Source organism: Mycobacterium sp. (genome assembly GCF_032159775.1).
Taxonomy (GTDB): Bacteria; Actinomycetota; Actinomycetes; order Mycobacteriales; family Mycobacteriaceae; genus Mycobacterium.
Genome location: NZ_JAVHWK010000092.1, coordinates 1 through 20,381 on the forward strand (window position 1 = coordinate 1; position 20,381 = coordinate 20,381).

A 20,381-nucleotide genomic window follows, 5' to 3' on the forward strand; every position below is an offset into this window, starting at 1 on the left:
ACACCGACGAACTCGCTGACCACAAAGTGCCCCCCGGGCGGCGCCGCACCATGCTGCGCGAGTACATCGAGGCGATGCGCGCGCTGTGGACCCAGGAGGAAGCCGAATACGACGGCGAGTTCGTCAAATTCGGGCCGTCATGGGCATGGCCCAAACCCGTTCAGTCCCATATTCCGGTGCTGGTCGGCGCTGCGGGTACCGAGAAGAATTTCAAGTGGATCGCCCGCTCAGCCGATGGCTGGATCACCACGCCGCGCGACTTCGACATCGACGAGCCGGTGAAGCTGCTTCAGGACACCTGGGCAGCGGCGGGCCGCGACGGCGCACCGCAGATCGTGGCGCTGGACTTCAAGCCGGACCCGGAGAAGCTCGCGCACTGGCAGGAACTCGGCGTCACCGAGGTTCTCTTCGGCCTGCCCGACAAGACCGAGAACGAAGTCGCCGGCTACGTCGAGCGGCTCGCGGGCAAGCTGGCCGCGCTGGTCTGAGCCAGGCGCAGCAGCTCGACGAACGCCATAGCCGCGGCGTCGACGCCGTCGCCGTCGTCCGTGGCGATCAAGTCGAGCAACAGGCCGCGCGTGACCGCAAGCCCGAGTCGCACGAACGCAGGGTCGGCGGTTCCGTCTGTCTTCGCGGCCGCCTCGGCCAGCCAGGACTCGACCGCTCCGGGCAGCATCCGCGCGTACGGCTGCTCGCCCTGGGCGCCGCGGGCATAGCACTCGAAGAAGAGCCGCTCGAACGGCCGCAGCTCGGGCCTGCGGACGTCGGCCCACATGGCCGCCATCGCATCGGCAGGCTCGGTGCCTGCGTCGGGCAGGACCGACATCTGCCGACGCTCGATCTCGTTGACGATCGTCACCAGCAGCTCGCCTCGTGACCCGAAGTGGTGCAACAGCATTCGGTGGCTGGTGCCGACCGCTTCGGCGATCTCACGCAGCGGCCGGTCGCCGATGCCGCCGTCAGCGAATGCGTCGATGAGAGCGTCGAGCAGCTCTCGGCGTCGCTCGACGTCAGGAGGTCGAGCCACGCAACTGCTCGCTGCGCGCCTTGAGCCCCTGCGCCTCGAGTTCGAGGTAACGCTGCGTCGTACCGCGCATCATCCTGGCGACCACCGAGCCGACCGGACCCCGTTGGTCGAGTCGCTGCCGGACCTTTGTGCGGCCGTCCGCTGACTGCACCTCGTGAACGGCGACGGTTCGGCCGCCCGGCGAGCGCTGCTCCCACGTCCACGACCTGCCCTCGTCGAGCGCGGTCACCTCCCACACCAGCTTGGGCAGGCGCGGCTGTTTGATCTCGAATCGCCTTCCGATCGCGAGGCCGGGCCCGTCGAGCGCCTTCAGGCTGGTCACCGAGGCGGTCCAGTCGGGCCAGCGCTCCACATCGGAGAAGACGTCCCACACCAGCGGCGCGGAGGCGTCGATATCGATGGCACAGTCGGTAATCATGTACCAGATGGTACAAGAATGCTCGCGTGGTGTGAAGCCCGCGACCTGAGGTAGTGCGTCGGCAAACACTCGCGTAGTCGACTACGCGTGCCCCGTAACGCGACCGGCGCCAGAGTCATGGACACCAGAGCTTGTGCATCACCTACGAGAGGGAATCCCATGCCTTCCATCAGCCCGCTGATCGCCCGCGTATTCGACGATCCGCATGCAAACGCGCGCCACAACAGGCGTGCAAACCGGACCCGTCTCGAGTCCAAGGGACGCGTGGCCAGACGTCGGTCACGATGACGCGGGCCCCGCGACGCTCGATTGACTTTCGACTGCTTGCGTGGGACTAGCCCAGGCGCGCGCGGTTGCCGTGCTCGGTTGACGTCACGACGATTGCAATACCGAGCGGATCGCCGTCGGACATCAGGCCGACGAGATCCTCGTCTTCCGTGAGAGCCATGATCCGGGACCCATCGCCGTCCAGCCTGCCGACGATGACCCCGGTGCGCACCGGCCAGTCGTAGTGCACAGAGTAAGTCTCGACCGTCGCGGGGCCGTCAGCGCTTTCGCTTACCGGGACCGTTGGCAGCGCGGCGATCTCGTCGTTGAGCGCCTTGCTGCGATCAGTCCGCCAATCGACCGGCGTTGTCGAGTAGATGCCAACCGAATACTTGCTCATCGTTCCGCCGTTGGCGCCAACAAGGCCGAATCCGCCCGGCTTCTCGCGCATTTCGGCCACCGTCTCGGCGATGGCGTGCAGCGAATAGCTGTTGCCAGGCCCGCCGAAGTAGGGCAGCCCGCCTGTCAGGGTGAGCCCTCGCGGGTCGTCGCCACTGATGCCAAGCGCTTCACACGCGACGAACACCGGGAACGGGAAGCAGCTGTAGAGATCGAAGGTGGCGATGTCGTCCACGCCGACCTGTGCGACGCGCAGCGCTTCCTCGGCGGCCTGCACCGTCGCGGGGCTGGCGCCGAGATCGGCGCGCTCCAGCAGGTCCTGCTCGACCATGTCGGAGTGGCCGTGCACATACACCCACTTCTCCTCGGGCACGCCGAGTCGACGTGCGGCCTCCACCGACATCATCACGGCCGCGGCGCCCTGGTTCACCTGGTCGCGGGCGACCAACAGCCGCGGGTACGGGTCGCAGATCATCCGGTTGTCGTCGGTGACGGTGACGATCTCCTCGACGGAGCGCTCCACCGGTGACGACGAAAACGGGTTCTTGGCAGCGATTCTCGACAGCGGCGCGAACAGCTCGGCCATCTGCGTGCGGTAGTCGGCGACGCTGAGGCCGAGCCGGCCGCGGCGCGCGTTGTCCAGCAGTCCGTACTGAACCGCCGCGCCGGTCAGCCCGTGTTTGACGGTGTATTCGGTGATGTACTGACCGATCTGGTGGCCGCGGTCCTCCAGCTGCCCGTCGATGTGCTCGCTGAAGTCGGGCTTGTCGTCCCGCTTGGCGAAGTAGCGGGCCGTCGACCCCGGCTCGGAGCCGAGCAGCATCACGACGTCCGCTTCGCCGTTGGCGATCGCGGTGCCGAACTCGGTGACGAGCTTCTGCGGGCCCTGGCCGCCGACGGGTTCGATCACCGAGCGGGCCGGCTGCGCGCCGAGCCGCTGCATGACCGACCGCGGATAGTTGTTCGACTTCCCCAGCCGCGCGGGCATCGGGCCGGAGATCTCGAACTGCCGCAGGCCGACCACGGCGTCGATGGCCTTGGCGACGTCGTCTGCGTTGGTGCCGGCGTCGGTCAGCGCGGCCTTGGCCGCCTCGGTAGCCAGCTCGACCGCCGACATGCCCCGGTAGCCGGGGTCATCGATGTTCTCGGTGAACTGCCCGACGCCGACGAGGACTGGGGTGCGCGGGTCGACCATTACAGACCTCCTACCAAGTGTTACTTCGAGAGACTAACCAAATTGGCCGAGCAGACGCAAAAGGCCCCGACACGCCGAGAGTGCGGGGCCTTTTGCGTCTGTTCGCGGGCTAGAGGGTCTGCAGGATGTCGCGGGCCAGCTGAGCGGTCTCCGACGGCGTCTTGCCGACCTTGACGCCTGCCGCCTCGAGGGCTTCCTTCTTGGCGGCGGCGGTGCCTGAGGAGCCCGACACGATTGCTCCCGCGTGGCCCATGGTCTTGCCTTCGGGCGCAGTGAATCCCGCGACGTAGCCGACGACGGGCTTGGAGACGTTGGCCTTGATGTAGTCGGCCGCACGCTCCTCGGCGTCGCCGCCGATCTCACCGATCATCACGATGACCTTGGTCTCGGGATCCTTCTCGAACGCCTCGATGGCGTCGATGTGGGTGGTCCCGATGACCGGGTCGCCGCCGATGCCGATGGCTGTCGAGAAGCCGAAGTCCCGCAACTCGAACATCATCTGGTAGGTGAGCGTGCCCGACTTCGAGACGAGGCCGACCGGACCCGAGTCGGTGATGTTGGCAGGCGTGATGCCCGCCAGCGCCTCGCCGGGGGTGATGATGCCGGGGCAGTTGGGGCCGATGATCCGGGTCTTCTGACCCTTTTCCACGTTGTAGGCCCACGCATATGCGCTGTCCTGCACGGGGATTCCCTCGGTGATGACCACCAGCAGCGGGATCTCGGCGTCGATGGCCTCGATGATCGCGTCCTTGGCGAACTTCGGCGGCACGAAGACGACAGACACGTCGGCCCCGGTTTCCTTGATCGACTCTGCGACGGTGCCGAACACCGGCAGCTCGACGTCGTTGCCGTCTTTGTCCTTGTGCGACACCGTCGTTCCGGCTTTGCGGGCGTTGACGCCGCCGACCAACTGCGTGCCCGCCTTGAGCATCAGCGCGGTGTGCTTGGTGCCCTCGCCGCCGGTGATGCCCTGGACGATGACCTTGGAGTTCTTGTTCAGGAAGATCGACATGTCTTGACTCCCTTACTTGCTCGCCAGCTCGGCGGCTTTGTCGGCGGCTTCGTCCATCGTGCCCACCTCGGTGACGAGTGGATGATTGGCTTCGGCCAGGATGCGGCGGCCCTCGTCGACGTTGTTGCCGTCGAGCCGGACCACCAGCGGCTTGTTCGCCTCGTCGCCGAGGATCTTCAGCGCGTTGACGATGCCGTTGGCCACCGCGTCGCAGGCGGTGATGCCACCGAACACGTTCACGAACACGCTCTTGACCTGCGGGTCGTGCAGGATCACGTCGAGGCCCGCCGCCATCACCTCCGCAGACGCGCCGCCACCGATGTCGAGGAAGTTGGCCGGCTTCACTCCGCCGTGCTTCTCCCCCGCGTACGCGGTGACGTCGAGCGTCGACATGACCAGGCCCGCGCCGTTGCCGATGATGCCGACCTCGCCGTCCAGCTTGACGTAGTTGAGGTCGTGCTCTTTGGCCTTGAGCTCCAACGGATCTGTGGCGTCGCGGTCCTCGAACTCTGCGTGCTCGGGGTGCCGGAAGTCGGCGTTGGCGTCGAGCGTGACCTTGCCGTCCAGCGCGAGGATCCGGTCGTCGGGCGTGCGCACCAGCGGGTTGACCTCGACCAGCGTGGCGTCTTCGGCGACGAACACCTCCCACAGCTTGGCGATGGTCACCGCGGCGGCGTCGAGCACCTCGGCGGGCAGGTGGCCCTTCTCCGCGATCTCACGAGCGAACGCCTCGTCGACACCCTTCGTCGCATCGACGGGCACCTTGGCCAGCCGGTCGGGCTTGGTCGCGGCGACCTCTTCGATCTCCATCCCGCCCTCGACCGAGCACATGGCCAGATAGGTGCGGTTGGCACGGTCGAGAAGGAAGGAGATGTAGTACTCCTCTGCGATGTCGCTGGCCTCGGCGACCAGCAGCTTCTTCACGACGTGGCCCTTGATGTCCAGACCGAGGATGTTCTGCGCATGCGTGAACGCGTCGTCGGCGGTGGCGGCGTACTTCACGCCACCAGCCTTGCCGCGGCCGCCGACCTTGACCTGTGCCTTCACCATCACCGGCTTGCCGATCTCCTCGGCTATCGCCTTCGCCTCTTCGGCGGTGGTCGTCACCCGTCCTGGAGTGGTGGGCACGTTGTGCTTGGCGAACAGCTCCTTCGCCTGATACTCGAAAAGATCCATCAGCTCGCTGTCTGTTGAGAAAACGCTGTCTGTTTGACTTCTGTACGCACCCGACGGGTTCGGGGGAACTTTATCGACACGAGTCGAGCCCGTCGGCACCGCCTACCGGTCATGTGGCAGATCTCACCGGGCCCCGAGGGTGATACAAGTCACAATCCCGGTTGGAATACTCTCTCGGCTTGCCGAGAGCATTGGGCTTTGGTTAACGTCTACCGGTCTAGATAACGTTCCGGTCACGACTAGAAGGATATTTCAGCTTGGCGGGCCATCGTTCGTTCAAATCTCCTACCGGAGTCGCGCCGAACGCTCGCCACAGATGGATCGATCCCGAAGCCACTGAAATCACCGACATCATTCCTTTCAATGAGTTCGGCAAGCTGTCTGACCTCGAGTTCCATCACACGTCCGCGTTCGATCGCGAACGCCAGGTCATCCATGCGCCCGAGCTCGACGACATGGCCGACACCGACGACCTGATCCCGATGCGCCTCGTCGTGCCGTCCCAGTTCCGGTCGGACGCACGAGACGAACGCCGGTCGAGCACCTCGCGCAGTGCGCGAAATGCGTCTCACGCGTACCGCGACAGCAAGACCGACGTCAGCGGCGGCGTCGCGGCCACCGACATCATCGACATGACCGCCCGTCGTGCCGCCCAACACCGCAAGGAGACCGCCAGCGCGGTCAAGGGCAGGCTGATGATTGCCGCGATGGCCGCGGGCGCCACCGCCGCCGCCGCGCATTCGGTGATGAACAACTCCGAGACCCCGACCAACGACACCGTGCTCGCCGCCGACCAGTCGGCCATCGCGGGCGGTGCGGTCTCCGGTTCCACCGACGGCATGCAGGTGGTGACCGTCGCCGCGGCCACCGTCGCGACGGTGCACGCCGAGGAGATCACGAAGGCCGCCGCGTTCGCCCAGGAGCGCGCCGAGCGCGAAGCCCGGTTGCAGCGCCCGCTGTTCGTGATGCCGACCAAGGGCGTGTACACGTCTGGCTTCGGCTACCGGTGGGGCGCCCTGCACGGCGGAATCGACATCGCCAACTCGATCGGCACCCCGATCGTCGCCGCCGCCGACGGTGTGGTGATCGACGCGGGCCCGACGGCCGGCTTCGGCGCCTGGGTCAAGCTCCGGCATGCCGACGGCACCGTCACGCTGTACGGCCACGTCAACACGTGGACCGTCAGCATCGGCCAGCGGGTCTGGGCAGGCGACCAGATCGCCACGATCGGCAACCGCGGCAACTCCACCGGGCCGCACCTGCACTTCGAGGTGCTGCAAAACGGCACCGACCGCATCGACCCGGCCGGCTGGCTGGCCAAACGGGGACTCAGCCCCGGCACGTACTCTCCGTAAGTGTGAGTGACCCGTGCCTTCCCGAGAAGTCCGATACAGATTCGGCTCCACCGTCTGATGGCTTGTCTGCGCCCAAGACCAGCATCATCAGGCGTGCGCCGACGGGGTCACTGCCCATCCTCGACGAACCACATACCACCCACATCGGTTCCGGCAGCCACCCGGAGCAGCCGACCACCTACTTTCCGCGGGCCACTCCGGTGGCGATCCGCGGGCGACGGGGCGCTCGCCCGAAGATGGCGGCCGCGACGGCGGTCTTCGCGATCGTCAGCGGCTGGGCCACGGCGGTCATCGCCACCGACCTGATCACCGGCTGGTGGGCGTCGGACCGATTGTTCTGTGTCGCAGTCGGGTTCCTGACTCTGGTTTCCGCAGGCGCCCTCATCAGTGGGTTGATCGCGCTTCTGCTTCGGCGCCGGATGGCCCGCACGCTGGTGGTCGTCGGTTCGGTGATCGGGTTGATGATCTTCGCGAGCCTGTTCATCGCGGGCGCGAAGCTGGCGGCTGTGGTGTACGCGATCCCCGCGCTCCCGTTGATCACGATCGCGCTCGCCCTGCTACCCGCGACCGCGCGGTGGGCCAGGCCGTAGTCGCTAGTTCGCATCGCAATGGCCACGCCCGTAACACCGATTGACGTTTTGTAGGAGAAGTGCGAGTAGATGTCTGCAAAACGTGAATCGTTGAGACGTAAGGGATGCGCGCGCGGTGGGCCAGGCCTTAAAGCTTCGATATCGGAGCGTGGTTGTGCATGAGCTTGACGCGGCCCGCACTACCGAAGTCGATCAGCGACATGGCGGATTCACCCATCCCGGAGACCTCCTCGACGCGGCCGAGGCCGTACTTGTCGTGAGTGACGCGATCACCCGCCTCGAGCACGATCAGCGCGCGCTTGCCTGCCGCGGAACGGGTGGGCGACGGCCTGGGCGTGCCGAACCTGCCGGCCCCGCTGACAGGCGCCGACAATGACGGCGCTGTGTCGACGCGCCGCCAGTTGATGAGCTCCTGCGGAATCTCGCGCAGGAACCGCGACTCGGGGTTGAGCATCGGCTGGCCCCATGACGAGCGGACCTTGGCCCGGCTCACGTAAAGCCGTTGTCGCGCACGGGTGATGCCGACATAGGCAAGTCGACGTTCCTCGGAGAGCTCGGTGGGGTCGCCGAGCGCCCGCATGTGCGGGAACATGCCGTCCTCCCAGCCGGTCACGAACACGACGGGAAACTCCAGGCCCTTGGCGGTGTGCAGCGTCATCATCGTCACCACACCCGCGCCGTGCTCGGGTAGTTCGTCGGCGTCGGCGACCAGCGACACCCGCTCGAGGAACTGCGCGAGCACACCGGTGTCGGGCACGTCCTCGTCGTCCAGATCGGCCCCCAGCGCCTCGGCGTTCGCCAGGTCGGTGCTGAATTCGTGTGCGACGCTGACCAACTCGTTGAGGTTGTCCAGCCGCGCCAGATCCTGCGGGTCGCTTGACGCCTCCAGCTCAGTGCGATATCCGGTGCGGTCCAGCACCGCTTCGACCAGCTCGCCCAGCTCACCGTCCAGACGTCCGCGCAGTTCGTCCATCATCTCGACGAAGCCGGCAATGCACTTCTCGGCGCGCGTGTTCAGCATCGGCACCTTGCCGTCGGCGGCCGCCTGCAGCGCGTCGTTAAAGCTGGCGCCGGTGTTTTCGGCGTAGACCGCGACGCACGCCTCGGCCCGGTCGCCGATACCCCGCCGCGGAGTGTTCAGGATGCGCCGCATGCTGACCGCGTCGCCTGGATTGTCAAGCACCCTCAGGTAGGCCACAATGTCGCGGATCTCCCGGCGCTCGTAAAAGCGAACGCCCCCAACGACTTTGTACGGTATACCGGCGCGGATGAATACCTCTTCGAGCGCGCGTGACGAGTTGTTGGTGCGGTAGAAGACCGCGACGTCGTTGTAGGTGATGTCGCCGCGGTCGGCAAGCGAGTCGATTTCCTCTGCGACGAACCGCGCCTCGTCATGCTCGTTGTCGGCGACGTAGCCGACGATGAGTTCGCCGTCGCCTTCGGCCGTCCACAGCCGCTTCTCGCGACGGCCGGTATTGCGCGCGATGACGGAGTTGGCTGCGTTCAAAATGTTCTGCGTGGAGCGGTAGTTCTGTTCCAGCAGAATGGTCGTCGCGTTCGGGTAGTCCCGTTCGAAGTCCTCGATGTTGCGGATGGTCGCGCCGCGGAACGCGTAGATGGACTGGTCCGCGTCACCCACTACGCACAGTTCGGCGGGCGTGATCCCGTCGACCGTCGTCTCGGTACCGACGAGTTCGCGCACCAGCACGTACTGCGCGTGGTTGGTGTCCTGATACTCGTCGACCATGATGTGCCGGAAGCGCCGCCGGTAGTACTGGGCGATCTGCGGAAAGGCCTGCAGCACAGCGACTGTCTCGCCGATGAGGTCATCGAAGTCCAGCGCGTTGGCAGCGCGCAGCCGGCGCTGGTACTCGCCGAAGACCTCGGCGATGATGCGGGCGAGCTCCTCTTCGGCCTCCGACGCCTCGGCTGCGGCCTGCTCGGGGCCGATCAACTCGTTCTTGAGGTTCGAGATCCCGTTGGCCAGCAGCCGCGGCGAGTACCGCTTGGTGTCCAGCCCCATGTCCTTGCCGATCATCAGCAGCAGGCGGCGGGAGTCGTCGGCGTCATAGATGGAGAAGTTCGAGTTCAGCCCCGGCAGCAGCGATGCCTGATTGCGGAGGATGCGCACGCAGGTGGAGTGGAACGTCGACACCCACATCGACCTGGCCCGCGGGCCGACCAGCGACACGACCCGTTCACGCATCTCGGCGGCCGCCTTGTTGGTGAACGTGATGGCCAGCACCTGGCCGACTCCGACGTCGCGGGCGGCCAGCAGATAGGCGATCCGGCGGGTGAGCACGGCGGTCTTGCCCGATCCCGCGCCCGCGACGATGAGCAGCGGCGTGCCCTCGTGCAGCACCGCTTGGCGCTGCTGCGGGTTGAGTCCGTCGAGAAGCTGGTCAGCCGGGGAATCGGTCACGTGCACACTCATGTCTTTCCTAACTTACCGCCGACATGGGACATTCTTTGCGCGGGCGGCGGCCGAGATGGCACACTAATTTCGTGCTCATCCAGCAGCGTCGATTTTTCTACGGGTACCGGCAAGCGGTGCCCGTGGTCTAGCTGCTATCCAGAGCCCCGCGGTCCGCTTTCCAGACCCGGGGCTCGTTTCTTGTGTGAGGCCCGGAATCGGATGCAACCGCGACCCCCACACAATGAGGAGCCCGACATGACTATCGAAACGGAACCCGTGGCCGAAATCGACGATCTGCGCCTGGAGATCGACCGCCTCGACGCCGAGATCCTCGCTGCGGTCAAGCGCCGCACCGAGGTGTCACAGATCATCGGCAAGGCCAGGATGGCGTCCGGCGGCACCCGGCTGGTGCACAGCCGCGAGATGAAGGTCATCGAGCGCTACAGCGAGCTCGGGCCCGAGGGCAAGGATCTCGCGATGCTGCTGCTGCGCCTCGGCCGCGGCCGCCTCGGCCACTGAGCTATTTGCGGAGCGCGTCCTCGAGCCACGGCGTCAGCCAGTTCACCGCTTCCGGCGTCGGGTGCAGCCCGTCCATACGCATCTTGATGCCGTCGATCTTGTTTGTGTAAACGCCGTTGGGACAGAGCTTCTCGTTGAGGTCGAGGACGGACGCGTACTTGCGCTGCCCGACGACGCGGCGCAGCAGGTCGTTCCATTCGTCGACGCGGTCCGGCTCGTCCTCCGGGTACAGCGACCCGTCCGGCTGTTCGCCGCGCCGGTTGTACGGCGTGGTCGCCACGACGACGTGAGCGCCGGTGGAGCCCAGGATGTCGAGCGCGCGGCGCAGTTCGCCCGCGATGTACCCGTCGAAGCCGGTATCGCCGACGTGCGTCCAGTGCCCTTCGTTGACGCGGTCGACGGTCTCCCAGCGGCCGATGATCAACAGCACGACGTCGGGCTTGGCGTGGCCGATCCGCTGTGCCCAGCGAGCAGGCCACGTCTCGCATTCGGGCTTCTGGGTGAGCGTCTCGCCGGTTGACCGGTACGGTCCGCCGCGGGCGATGCCGCAGCCGATGGTGGTGTAGTCGATGAACTTGAAGCCCGGCGTCGGCGGCAGATAGCGCATCATCGTCCATGCCATCGAGTCCCCGAAGACGGCGACAGTGCGGGTACCTGGCGCCAGCCGGGCGGTTCCGCCGATCTCGACAGGCACTTCCGGCTGGACGGCGGCGGCAAGCACGTCGGGGCCCTGACGGCTTTCGCCGGGCGCCTTGATGCCGACGGGCACCACGACCATCGTCGCGACCGCCGCCGTCGCCAGCGTCGCCGCCGCGAGCCGCAGCTGCGGAACGTGCGCGGGGCGCCAGCGCTTGATCGGCTGCTCGATCAGCCACCACGACATCGCAGACAGCGTCACCGTCGCGAGCGCCCGGATCGCGAACAGCGCCATGCCCGTCAGGCCGGTGCGCTCGCCGTTCAGCGCGAGGAAGACAGGCCAGTGCCACAGGTAGACGCCGTAGGAGATCATGCCGAGCCAGACCAGCGGCGGAAGCGCGAGCGCCCGCGCGACGAGCCCGCGCTGCTCCAGCGCTACCGGCGCGACGATGAAGACCGCGGCCACGGCCACCACGGTCAGCAGTCCACGCCGGAATTCCGGGGCACTGCCCGTCGCGAAGTGCGCGACGACGCCGAGCATCGTCAGCCCGATGACGGGAAGTATCTGCGCGACCCAGCGGCCCCACCGCGACCGGATCTGCCTGCCGTAGCGCGCCAGCGCCGACCAGTCCCGCACCAACAGCGCGGCGGCCGCGGCGCCGACGAGCAGCGCCTGCACACGGGTGTCGGTGCCGAAGTAGACGCGGTTGAGCGAGTTCTCGGAGACCATCAGGCACGCCGCGACCGCCGATGCCGCCGCCCCCGCGACGGCGACGCCGACGACGACCATCCGGACGGTGCGCAGCGTCGGCCTGCTGTCGCGGTGCCTGGTGAGCAACGCGAGCACGACGGCCACGGCCACCAGCACCAGCGGCCACAGCGCGTAGTACTGCTCCTCGACCGCCAGCGACCAGGTGTGCTGCAGCGGCGACGGCGGGTCGCCCTGGGTGAAGTAGTCGGTGCGGCGGAACACGAAGACCCAGTTGGCCACCCAGAAGAAGGCGGCGACGGCGTCGTCGCGCACGGCGGCCACCGCCTCGGACGGGAATAGCTCGCGCAGCACGACGACCGCCATCACCACGACGATCAGCGCCGGCAGCAGCCGCCTGGCCCGGCGCACCCAGAACCCGGGCAGGTCTATCCCGCCGGTTCGGCCCAGCTCCTCGAGTAGCAGCGAGGTGATCAGGAATCCGCTCAGCACGAAGAACACGTCGACGCCGATGAATCCGCCTGCGACACCTGGGATTCCACCGTGATCGGCGAGCACCAGCGCGACCGCCAAAGCGCGGATTCCGTCCAGCGCCGGGATGCCCGCCGAACCGCCGGTGCCACGCCGAGGCCGAGGAGACGCCCTCGGGGCGCCCCGATCGACGGCGCGCTCGGGCGGCGCGACCCACCGGTGGCCACTCACCGATGGAATCTTTCCCGCGCGACCAGACGCAAAAGTCCCCGACACGCCGAGCGCCGGGGACCTTTTGCGTGTACTCGCCAAAGAGGCAAGCGAGTTACTTGGTCAGGGCGATGTACTTCGTGTCGAGGTACTCCTCGATGCCCTCGAAGCCGCCTTCCCTGCCGAAGCCGGACTCCTTGACGCCGCCGAACGGCGCAGCGGCGTCGGAGATCACCCCGCGGTTGACGCCGACCATGCCGGACTCGACGCCCTCGGCCACCCGCAGCGCCCTGTCCAGGTCGCGGGTGTAGATGTAGGCGGCAAGACCATATTCGGTGTCGTTGGCGGCCGCCACCCCCTCCTCCTCGGTGTCGAAGCCGGTGATCGGCGCGACGGGCCCGAACACCTCCTCCTTGAGGATGCGGGCGTCCGCGGGCACGTCAGCGAGCACGGTGGCCGGGTAGAAATGGCCAGGGCCGCCGGGAGCGACGCCGCCGACGGCCACCGAGGCGCCCTTCGACACCGCGTCGGACACCAGGTCGGCGACGGTGGCCACCTGCTTGGCGTTGATCAGCGGGCCCAGCGTCGACGAGTCGTCGATGCCCTTACCCAGCTGGAATTCACTCATCCGCTTGACCAGCTTCTCGGTGAACTCCTCGCGCACCGAGTTCGCAACGTGGAAGCGGTTGGCCGCCGTGCAGGCCTCCCCGCCGTTGCGCATCTTGGCCAGGACCGCGCCCTCGACGGCGGCGTCGACGTCGGCGTCGTCGAACACCACGAACGGGGCGTTGCCGCCCAGCTCCATCGACGTCCGCAACAGCGCATCGGACGCCTGCTTGACCAACGCCTTGCCCACTCCGGTGGAGCCGGTGAAGGTCAGCTTGCGAAGCCGGCCGTCGTCGATCAGCGCGGTGGTGACCTCGCGAGGGTTGTTGGTCGGCAGCACCGACAGCACGCCCTTGGGCAGGCCCGCCTCGTCCATCAGCTTGGCCAGCATCAGCATCGTCAGCGGCGTCTCCTGCGCCGGCTTGACGATCATCGTGCAGCCTGCCGCGACCGCTGGGCCGATCTTGCGGGTGCCCATCGCCAGCGGGAAGTTCCACGGCGTGATCGCGTAGCACGGCCCGACTGGCTGCTTGGTGACGATGATGCGGCCGCTGCCTGCGGGGCTCGGGGTGTACCGGCCGTGGATGCGCACGGCTTCCTCGGCGAACCAGCGGAAGAACTCCGCGCCGTAGGTGACCTCGCCCATGCTCTCCCGCAACACCTTGCCCATCTCCAGGGTCATCAGCGTGGCGAGGTCTTCGGCGCGCTCGGTGATCTTCTCGAACACCGCGCGTAGCACCTCGCCCCGTTTGCGAGGCGCGGTGGCGGCCCACTCGGCCTGCGCGGCGGCCGCGGCATCGAGCGCGGCGATCGCGTCGTCGGAGGTGGCGTTGCCGACGGAGATCAAAACAGAGTCGTCGGAGGGGTCGAGCACGTCGAACGTCGACGACGCCTCACGCTCCTCACCGCCGATCCAGAGGCCGGTGGGAACTGACTTCAGCAGAGCGTTCGTATCCATGACTCCCTCTTACACCTTTGGTCAAATAGCCGCACTAGGGTCGGAAGTATGACCGCCGAAGAGCAGCACATCCCGGACATCTCGGCCACCCCAGCATGGCAGGCCCTGGCGCGACATCATGATCAGATTCGCGACAAACACATCCGCGAACTCTTCGACGACGATCCGGCCCGGGGTACCGAGCTGACGCTGACGGTCGGCGACCTTTACATCGACTACAGCAAGCACCGGATCACCCGGGAAACGCTGAAGCTGCTCATCGATCTGGCGCGAGCCGCACATCTGGAACAGCGCCGCGACGCCATGTATTCCGGTACACACATCAACACCTCCGAGGACCGCGCCGTGCTGCATACAGCGCTGAGGCAGCCGCGCGGCGCCCAGCTGAGCGTCGACGGCCAGGACGTCGTGTCCGACGTACACGAGGTGCTCGACCGGATGGGCGAGTTCACCGACCGGCTGCGCAGCGGCGAGTGGACAGGCGCGACGGGCGAGCGCATCACCACCGTCGTCAACATCGGCATCGGCGGTTCCGACCTCGGCCCGGTGATGGTCTACAACGCCCTGCGGCACTACGCCGACGCGGGCATCTCGTGCCGGTTCGTGTCGAACGTCGACCCGGCCGACCTGGTGGCGAAGCTCGACGGACTCGAGCCTGCGACAACGCTGTTCGTCGTCGCGTCCAAGACGTTCTCGACACTCGAGACGCTGACCAATGCGACGGCGGCGCGGCGGTGGCTGACCGATTCGCTCGGCGACGCCGCGGTGTCCAAGCACTTCGTCGCGGTGTCGACGAACAAAAAGCTCGTCGACGACTTCGGCATCAACACCGACAACATGTTCGGCTTCTGGGACTGGGTCGGCGGCCGCTACTCGGTGGACTCGGCGATCGGGCTGTCGGTGATGGCGGCCATCGGCAAGGAGCGGTTCGCCGAGTTCCTCGCAGGCTTCCACATCGTCGACGAACACTTCTCGACCGCACCGCTGGAGGCGAATGCGCCTGCGCTGCTTGGCCTTATCGGCCTCTGGTACAACAACTTCTTCGGCGCCCAGTCGCGCGCGGTCCTGCCCTACTCGAACGACATGTCCCGCTTCGCCGCCTACCTTCAGCAGCTGACGATGGAGTCCAACGGCAAGTCGGTGCGCGCCGACGGGTCGCCTGTCACCACCGACACCGGCGAGATCTTCTGGGGCGAGCCGGGTACCAACGGGCAGCACGCGTTCTACCAACTGCTGCATCAGGGCACCCGGCTGATTCCCGCCGACTTCATCGGGTTCAGCCAGCCGACCGACGACTTGCCCACCGCCGACGGCACCGGCAGCATGCACGACCTGCTGATGAGCAACTTCTTCGCGCAGACGCAGGTGCTGGCGTTCGGCAAGACCGCCGAGGAGATCGCCGGGGAGGGCACTCCTCCAGAGGTGGTGCCGCACAAGGTGATGCCGGGCAATCGACCGTCGACATCGATCCTCGGCACCCAGCTGACGCCGTCGATCATCGGCCAGCTGATCGCGCTCTACGAACACCAGGTGTTCACCGAGGGCGTCATCTGGGGTATCGACTCGTTCGACCAGTGGGGTGTCGAGCTGGGCAAGACCCAGGCCAAGGCGCTGCTGCCGGTGCTGACCGGCGACGCATCGCCGCCGAAGCAGTCGGACAGCTCAACCGACGCCCTGGTGCGGCACTACCGAGCCGAGCGCGGCAGATCGGCCTGAGCCGCCGCGGGCGCGTCCTCTGGATCGGGATCGCGATTGGTCCAGCCGAGGATCATGGTGGGCGCGCAGCCACCGATCACCAGCACCGCGGTCGCCATCAGGCCGCCGGCGTAGGCCATGTCGGTGTCGGCGCCACCGGTGATGGCGGATCCGACGATCAGGTAGAAGATCGGAACCAGCATCAGGTACTGCGTAATGGTCAGCCCAATCGAGCGGGCGCTGTTGCGCTGTTGGACCTCGTACTCGTCCAGCGCAGCCTCCGGCGCATCGCCGCGCCGCCCCGACACAACCTGCAGCGCTATCCACATCGGGAAGAACGCCGCGCATGCGGGCAGCCACAGCAGCGGCGCCCACCACAAGCTGAAGGCGCACAGGATGGACACGGCGAACATGAACGCGAACGTCACGCTGAGGCCGACGACCAACATGCGCCTGCGACGCTGGTTGCGCCATCTCGGCAGCGAATTGACATGCTTGCGTTCGTGTTTGAGGAACCGCCGGGTGCGGTAGTCCTGATAGCGATCGAGCAGCGTTTCGGGGTGTGTCGCCTCAGCCATCGTCATCACTTCCTTGCGTTCGAGCCTTGTTTCGATAGAGCTCGGTGGACAGCGGCTCGAATGCACTGCGCGAGAACACTGCCTCGACGGGTAGTCCGAAGACCTCGCAGATCCGGAACGCCAGATCCAGGCTCGGGTAGTGATCGCCTCGCTCCAGTGCCCCAACCGTCTGCGGGTTGACGTTGATCGACGCGGCGAGGTCGGCCCGACTCATGCGCCGCTCGGCGCGCAACACGCCGATGCGGTTGTGAATCGGAAGACCTTCCCGTCTGACCGGACTCATACAACATATTATTTGGAAAACCCAACGATCTGTCAAGTAAACCGGCAGACCAGGAAACAACGCGAGGCGCACGGTCGGATGACCGCGCGCCTCGACTGCCTCGTAATTACTTGTCAGGCACCAGGAATGACGGCGCAGTAGCCGAACAGACAGCCGTTGCCGCCCTCAGGCCCAGCAGTTCCGCTGCCGGCGCCGGGAATGGTGGCAGTGGCTCCGTCCGGGCTAGCCACACCCTCAGGACCGCCAGGCGTTCCCGCGGTCACACCCTCGGGTCCAACCGTGCCGGCGGGTCCACCGGGGACCTCGGCCGACGCACCCTCAGGCCCAGCCACACCCTCAGGACCGCCAGGCGTTCCCGCGGTCACACCCTCGGGTCCAACCGAGCCGGCGGGTCCACCGGGGACCGCGGCCGACGCACCCTCAGGCCCAGCCACACCCTCCGGGCCGCCAGGCGTTCCAGCAGTCACACCCTCAGGTCCAACCGTGCCGGCAGGTCCACCGGGGACCTCGGCCGACGCACCCTCAGGCCCAGCCACACCCTCAGGACCGCCAGGCGTTCCCGCGGTCACACCCTCAGGTCCGGCAGCACCTTCCGGTCCGCCCGGCGTACCCGCTGTCACACCCTCGGGACCCGCAAAACCAGCAGGCCCGCCTGGTATAGCGCCCGAAGCGCCCTCCGGTCCGGCGGCGGCCACGCCGCCTTCGGGAGTGGTCACGCAAGCCGTGCCGTCGTCGTTCACACAGGGCAGCGGGTCAGCGAAGGCAGCTGGAGCGAGCGCGATCGCGGCTGCCGCGGCGCCCGCGAAGAACATCGGCGTCAGGTTCGTCAATTTCGCGTTCATGGCACTTGGCTACCACGGCCGCGAAAGGCTTAAACCAGCAGCGCGACTAAGCAAATGGCTTGGTCAGCCGCGGCGGCAGCACCTTGAGCAGCGCGACCAACGGCCCCCATGGCCAGAACGGCACGGCTGCCCGGCCAGTCTCGCGCTCGATGGCGTTGACCATCGCCTTGGTGCCCGACTCGTTGTCGACCATCAACATCGTCGAGCCCGACTTGGCTGTCATCTCCGACTCGATGTAGCCGGGTTCCAGCACGGTCACCGCGATCGGGCCGCTCGGATACTCGGCGCGCAGCGACTCGCCAAGCGACGACACCCCGGCCTTGCTCGCGGCGTAGGCGGCCTTGACGCCGGGCACACCCTTGTTGCCGAGGACCGATGAGATGAGCACCAGGTGCCCGCCGTCGGCGTTCTTGAACATCTCGATGGCCGTTTCGATCTGGACGAGCGCCGCGACCAGGTTCGTTTCGATGGTCTGCTTGTTGGCCCACAGCTTGCCCGATCCCAGCGGCGCGCCCTTGCCGATACCTGCGTTGACGATGACGCGGTCGATACCGCCCAGCTGGTCTTCCAGCTCGGCGAACACCTTCGGCACCTGTTCGTGGTCGTTGACGTCGAGCGCCGCTACGGCGACGGTGATCCCCGGGTGCCGCTCGGTCAGCTCGGCCTTCAGCTCGTCGAGCCGGTCCAGGCGTCGCGCGCAAAGCGCAAGGTCGCGGCCCTTGGCGGCGAATGCCCTGGCCATACCCGCGCCGAGGCCGGAGCTGGCACCCGTGATCAAGATCTTCTGGCGAGTCACCCGGACAGCGTAAGCATGATGGAGCGATGAGCCGTAATCGAACCGCTTCGCTGCTGGTAGCCGGGTCACTGCTGGTAGGCGCATTTCCCGCAACCGCCGACGCCCAACCGGCGGACCCGCTGTACCGGCTCGTGGACACCGCGGCCCAGCGACTGGCGACCGCCGATCCCGTCGCGGCATCCAAGTGGATCACCGGCGGGCCCATCACCGATGTGCAGCGCGCGAACCAGGTGCTTGACGCCGTTACCGCCGACGCGACGGCTCACGGCGTGGACCCGCAGTACGTGCGGACCGTCTTCACCGACCAGATCAACGCCACCGAAGGCATCGAATACGCCTTGTTCGGCCAGTGGAAGTTCGACGAGTCGACGGCGCCGACGGCCGCTCCCGACCTCGCCGACTCCCGGGCCGCGATCGACGGCTACAACAAGACGATGGTCGACGAGATTGCCCTGCAATGGAATTCACTGCACGCTCCCGCGTGCTCGGCCGAGCTGGCTGGCGCGACCGAAGCCGTCGCAACCGACCGTGGGCTCGACCCGCTGTACCGGCAGGCGTTGTCGTCGGCAACGCGGTCGTACTGCCCGACTGCTTGAGCAGCGCTACTTGACACCAGGGATACGCCGCAGCGCCCGCAAGCCCACCGTCATCACGCGGGCGTACCGGTCGGCGCGGATCCACGGCGGTACGCCGACGGGCAGCACCCGCTCGGTCGCGATCGTCTGGAATTCGGTGTATTTCACGATCCCGTGCTCGCCGTGGCGGCGTCCCACACCGGATTCCTTCATGCCGCCCATCGGGGCGTCGATGGACGCCCATGCCGCGGCGTAGGCCTCGTTGACGTTGACGGTGCCCGCCTGCAAACGTGCGGCGACTCGTCGGCCGCGCTCTGGATCCGAGGTCCACACACTGAAGTTCAGCCCGAACCGGCTGTCGTTGGCCTTCGTGATCGCCTCCTCCTCGGAATCGACGGGATAGAGCGACACCACCGGCCCGAACGTTTCGTCTTCGTAGGCATCCATCCCCTCGCGCACCCCGGACAGAATCGTCGGCTCGTAGAAGTACGGCCCGATGTCCGGCCGGCCGCGTCCGCCGGCGAGCACCGTCGCCCCCTTGCCGACCGCATCGTCGACGTGCTGTGTGACGGTCTCGAGTTGCGTCGCGTTGATCAGCGACCCCATGTCGGCCGAATAATCAAGCCCGGCAGTCAGTTTCATGGCATTGGTCGCAGCGACGAAACGGTCGACGAAGTCGTCCCACATCGCCGTCGGCACGTAGATGCGCTCGATCGAGATGCACAGCTGCCCGGAGTTGGAGAAGGCGGCCCGCACCGCACCCCTGGCGGCCTTGCCGACGTCGGCGTCGTCCAGCACAAGCAGAGCGTTCTTCCCGCCGAGCTCCATGGAGTAATCGATCAACCGCTCCGCGGCCTGCTTGGCGACGGTCCGGCCGGTGCCGGTCGAGCCGGTGAACATCAAATAGTCGGACTGCTCGATGATCGGTGTGCCAAGCTCCGATCCGGGTCCGGTGACCGTCTGCACCAGCCCCGGCGGCATCCCTGCCCGCTCGAGCATGTGCACAGCCCATAGATGCGAGAACGGCGTCCGGTCATCGGGTTTGGCCAACACAGCGTTGCCCGCCACGATCGCGGGCAGCGCGTCGCTGATCCCGAGGGTGAGCGGATAGTTCCACGGCGAAATGACACCGACGAGGCCCTTCGGGTGCAGGTGTTCCCACACCTCGGTGAGCATCAGCTGCACACCCTGCCGACGCTTGGGCCGCAGGTACTCCTCGGCGGTGTGCGCGTAGTACCGCGACGTCAGGGCGACGTCGATGACTTCTTCGAACGCGTGCCTCCGCGCTTTTCCATTCTCCAGCTGGATCAAGTCGAGCACCTCGTCTTGATGTGCCAGCACGAGGTCGTGCAGGCGCAGCAGCACTTCGGCGCGTTCGGCCACCGGCCTGGCCGCCCAGTGCGCCTGCACTTCGCGGGCCCGGTGCGCCGCCGCGACCACGTCGTCAGCGGTGCAGTGCGGCACGTGTCCGAGCGGCCTGCCCGTCATGGCGTCGGTGACCTCACGCCGCCGCGACGGGTCGGCGGCCTGCACCCGCTGCGCCAAGTCGCCGAGCAGCGGTTCGAGCCGGGCGTTGCCATCGCGAGCCTGCAGAGTCGTCATGACTGCGGATTGCCCGATTCCCCCTGCCCTAAGCAGCCATCCCGGG

Annotated in this window: 19 protein-coding genes; 6 read left to right on the forward strand and 13 right to left on the reverse strand. The window is 67.0% G+C overall.

Annotated elements, in window-relative coordinates; all coding sequences use genetic code 11:
* Positions 1-488 (forward strand): LLM class flavin-dependent oxidoreductase (locus QOJ24_RS09880; RefSeq protein ID WP_526260812.1); only part of this gene is annotated, 488 nt, incomplete at its 5' end.
* Here QOJ24_RS09880 and QOJ24_RS09885 read toward each other — a convergent pair.
* The 5 genes from QOJ24_RS09885 to sucC all read right to left on the reverse strand — a co-directional run bounded on the left by QOJ24_RS09885 (position 446) and on the right by sucC (position 5,494).
* Entirely contained in the window at positions 446-1,027 is a 582-nt protein-coding gene (locus tag QOJ24_RS09885; RefSeq protein WP_526260813.1) for a TetR family transcriptional regulator, read from the reverse strand. The genes QOJ24_RS09880 and QOJ24_RS09885 overlap by 43 nt on opposite strands.
* Positions 1,011-1,445 carry an SRPBCC family protein gene (locus tag QOJ24_RS09890; protein WP_526260814.1) on the reverse strand — a complete coding sequence of 145 codons (435 nt, stop codon included), beginning with the start codon at positions 1,443-1,445 and terminating at the stop codon, positions 1,011-1,013. The genes QOJ24_RS09885 and QOJ24_RS09890 overlap by 17 nt, the downstream gene beginning before the upstream one ends.
* A 334-nt stretch (positions 1,446-1,779) precedes the next feature.
* On the reverse strand, positions 1,780-3,306 hold the full coding sequence (locus QOJ24_RS09895) for an acetyl-CoA acetyltransferase (RefSeq protein ID WP_526260815.1): 1,527 nt from the start codon (positions 3,304-3,306) through the stop codon (positions 1,780-1,782).
* Between the two features lie 109 nt (positions 3,307-3,415).
* A complete protein-coding gene (gene sucD / locus QOJ24_RS09900) occupies positions 3,416-4,318 on the reverse strand; it encodes a succinate--CoA ligase subunit alpha (RefSeq protein ID WP_526260816.1) in 903 nt (300 codons plus the stop codon).
* A 12-nt stretch (positions 4,319-4,330) separates the two neighbouring features.
* Positions 4,331-5,494, reverse strand: coding sequence for an ADP-forming succinate--CoA ligase subunit beta (sucC, locus tag QOJ24_RS09905; protein WP_526260817.1), 1,164 nt, complete (start codon positions 5,492-5,494; stop codon positions 4,331-4,333).
* 257 nt (positions 5,495-5,751) lie between these two features.
* On the opposite strand from sucC, the gene QOJ24_RS09910 reads away from it, so the two are divergent.
* Both QOJ24_RS09910 and QOJ24_RS09915 read left to right on the forward strand, forming a co-directional pair.
* The gene (locus tag QOJ24_RS09910; protein ID WP_526260818.1) at positions 5,752-6,849 is read left to right on the forward strand and encodes a M23 family metallopeptidase; all 1,098 of its coding nucleotides are present in this window, start codon (positions 5,752-5,754) and stop codon (positions 6,847-6,849) included.
* A 62-nt stretch (positions 6,850-6,911) separates the two neighbouring features.
* Positions 6,912-7,439, forward strand: a complete 528-nt coding sequence (locus tag QOJ24_RS09915; protein WP_526260819.1) for a hypothetical protein — start codon at positions 6,912-6,914, stop codon at positions 7,437-7,439.
* 127 nt (positions 7,440-7,566) lie between these two features.
* Here QOJ24_RS09915 and pcrA read toward each other — a convergent pair whose 3' ends face one another.
* Entirely contained in the window at positions 7,567-9,873 is a 2,307-nt protein-coding gene (gene pcrA / locus QOJ24_RS09920) for a DNA helicase PcrA (RefSeq protein WP_526260820.1), read from the reverse strand.
* 201 nt (positions 9,874-10,074) lie between these two features.
* Between pcrA and QOJ24_RS09925 the strand changes: the two genes are divergently transcribed.
* A complete protein-coding gene (locus QOJ24_RS09925; protein ID WP_526260821.1) occupies positions 10,075-10,374 on the forward strand; it encodes a chorismate mutase in 300 nt (99 codons plus the stop codon).
* A 1-nt stretch (position 10,375) separates the two neighbouring features.
* Here the strand turns inward: QOJ24_RS09925 and QOJ24_RS09930 are convergent, their stop codons facing one another.
* Positions 10,376-12,430, reverse strand: coding sequence for an SGNH/GDSL hydrolase family protein (locus tag QOJ24_RS09930; RefSeq protein ID WP_526260864.1), 2,055 nt, complete (start codon positions 12,428-12,430; stop codon positions 10,376-10,378).
* An 85-nt stretch (positions 12,431-12,515) separates the two neighbouring features.
* Complete coding sequence (locus QOJ24_RS09935) at positions 12,516-13,964, reverse strand: NAD-dependent succinate-semialdehyde dehydrogenase (protein ID WP_526260822.1); 1,449 nt, start codon at positions 13,962-13,964, stop codon at positions 12,516-12,518.
* Between the two features lie 48 nt (positions 13,965-14,012).
* On the opposite strand from QOJ24_RS09935, the gene pgi reads away from it, so the two are divergent.
* Complete coding sequence (gene pgi / locus QOJ24_RS09940) at positions 14,013-15,680, forward strand: glucose-6-phosphate isomerase (protein WP_526260823.1); 1,668 nt, start codon at positions 14,013-14,015, stop codon at positions 15,678-15,680.
* On the opposite strand, the gene QOJ24_RS09945 is transcribed toward pgi, so the two are convergent.
* The 4 genes from QOJ24_RS09945 to QOJ24_RS09960 all read right to left on the reverse strand — a co-directional run bounded on the left by QOJ24_RS09945 (position 15,650) and on the right by QOJ24_RS09960 (position 18,158).
* Positions 15,650-16,237: a hypothetical protein gene (locus tag QOJ24_RS09945; protein WP_526260824.1), complete on the reverse strand. Its 588-nt coding sequence runs from the start codon at positions 16,235-16,237 to the stop codon at positions 15,650-15,652. The genes pgi and QOJ24_RS09945 overlap by 31 nt on opposite strands.
* Positions 16,230-16,520: a helix-turn-helix transcriptional regulator gene (locus tag QOJ24_RS09950; protein ID WP_526260825.1), complete on the reverse strand. Its 291-nt coding sequence runs from the start codon at positions 16,518-16,520 to the stop codon at positions 16,230-16,232. Before QOJ24_RS09950 ends, QOJ24_RS09945 begins: the two co-directional genes overlap by 8 nt.
* Before the next feature lie 113 nt (positions 16,521-16,633).
* A complete protein-coding gene (locus QOJ24_RS09955) occupies positions 16,634-17,362 on the reverse strand; it encodes a hypothetical protein (RefSeq protein WP_526260826.1) in 729 nt (242 codons plus the stop codon).
* 46 nt (positions 17,363-17,408) lie between these two features.
* Positions 17,409-18,158 (reverse strand): SDR family oxidoreductase, encoded by a 750-nt coding sequence (locus QOJ24_RS09960; RefSeq protein WP_526260827.1) that lies wholly within the window; start codon positions 18,156-18,158, stop codon positions 17,409-17,411.
* Positions 18,159-18,184: 26 nt separating this feature from the next.
* On the opposite strand from QOJ24_RS09960, the gene QOJ24_RS09965 reads away from it, so the two are divergent.
* On the forward strand, positions 18,185-18,754 hold the full coding sequence (locus tag QOJ24_RS09965) for a chorismate mutase (protein ID WP_526260828.1): 570 nt from the start codon (positions 18,185-18,187) through the stop codon (positions 18,752-18,754).
* 6 nt (positions 18,755-18,760) lie between these two features.
* Here the strand turns inward: QOJ24_RS09965 and QOJ24_RS09970 are convergent, their stop codons facing one another.
* Positions 18,761-20,335: a succinic semialdehyde dehydrogenase gene (locus QOJ24_RS09970; RefSeq protein WP_526260829.1), complete on the reverse strand. Its 1,575-nt coding sequence runs from the start codon at positions 20,333-20,335 to the stop codon at positions 18,761-18,763.
* Positions 20,336-20,381 lie beyond the last annotated feature (46 nt).

Excerpts from the sequence above, each read along its gene's own strand:
- QOJ24_RS09965 (WP_526260828.1), top strand. The coding sequence starts at position 18,185 with ATGAGCCGTAATCGAACCGCTTCGCTGCTGGTAGCCGGGTCACTGCTG.
- QOJ24_RS09895 (WP_526260815.1), bottom strand. The coding sequence starts at position 3,306 with ATGGTCGACCCGCGCACCCCAGTCCTCGTCGGCGTCGGGCAGTTCACC.
- sucD (WP_526260816.1), bottom strand. The coding sequence starts at position 4,318 with ATGTCGATCTTCCTGAACAAGAACTCCAAGGTCATCGTCCAGGGCATC.
- pgi (WP_526260823.1), top strand. The coding sequence starts at position 14,013 with ATGACCGCCGAAGAGCAGCACATCCCGGACATCTCGGCCACCCCAGCA.
- sucC (WP_526260817.1), bottom strand. The coding sequence starts at position 5,494 with ATGGATCTTTTCGAGTATCAGGCGAAGGAGCTGTTCGCCAAGCACAAC.
- QOJ24_RS09945 (WP_526260824.1), bottom strand. The coding sequence starts at position 16,237 with ATGGCTGAGGCGACACACCCCGAAACGCTGCTCGATCGCTATCAGGAC.
- pcrA (WP_526260820.1), bottom strand. The coding sequence starts at position 9,873 with ATGAGTGTGCACGTGACCGATTCCCCGGCTGACCAGCTTCTCGACGGA.
- QOJ24_RS09955 (WP_526260826.1), bottom strand. The coding sequence starts at position 17,362 with ATGAACGCGAAATTGACGAACCTGACGCCGATGTTCTTCGCGGGCGCC.
- QOJ24_RS09970 (WP_526260829.1), bottom strand. The coding sequence starts at position 20,335 with ATGACGACTCTGCAGGCTCGCGATGGCAACGCCCGGCTCGAACCGCTG.
- QOJ24_RS09950 (WP_526260825.1), bottom strand. The coding sequence starts at position 16,520 with ATGAGTCCGGTCAGACGGGAAGGTCTTCCGATTCACAACCGCATCGGC.
- QOJ24_RS09925 (WP_526260821.1), top strand. The coding sequence starts at position 10,075 with ATGCAACCGCGACCCCCACACAATGAGGAGCCCGACATGACTATCGAA.
- QOJ24_RS09935 (WP_526260822.1), bottom strand. The coding sequence starts at position 13,964 with ATGGATACGAACGCTCTGCTGAAGTCAGTTCCCACCGGCCTCTGGATC.
- QOJ24_RS09890 (WP_526260814.1), bottom strand. The coding sequence starts at position 1,445 with ATGATTACCGACTGTGCCATCGATATCGACGCCTCCGCGCCGCTGGTG.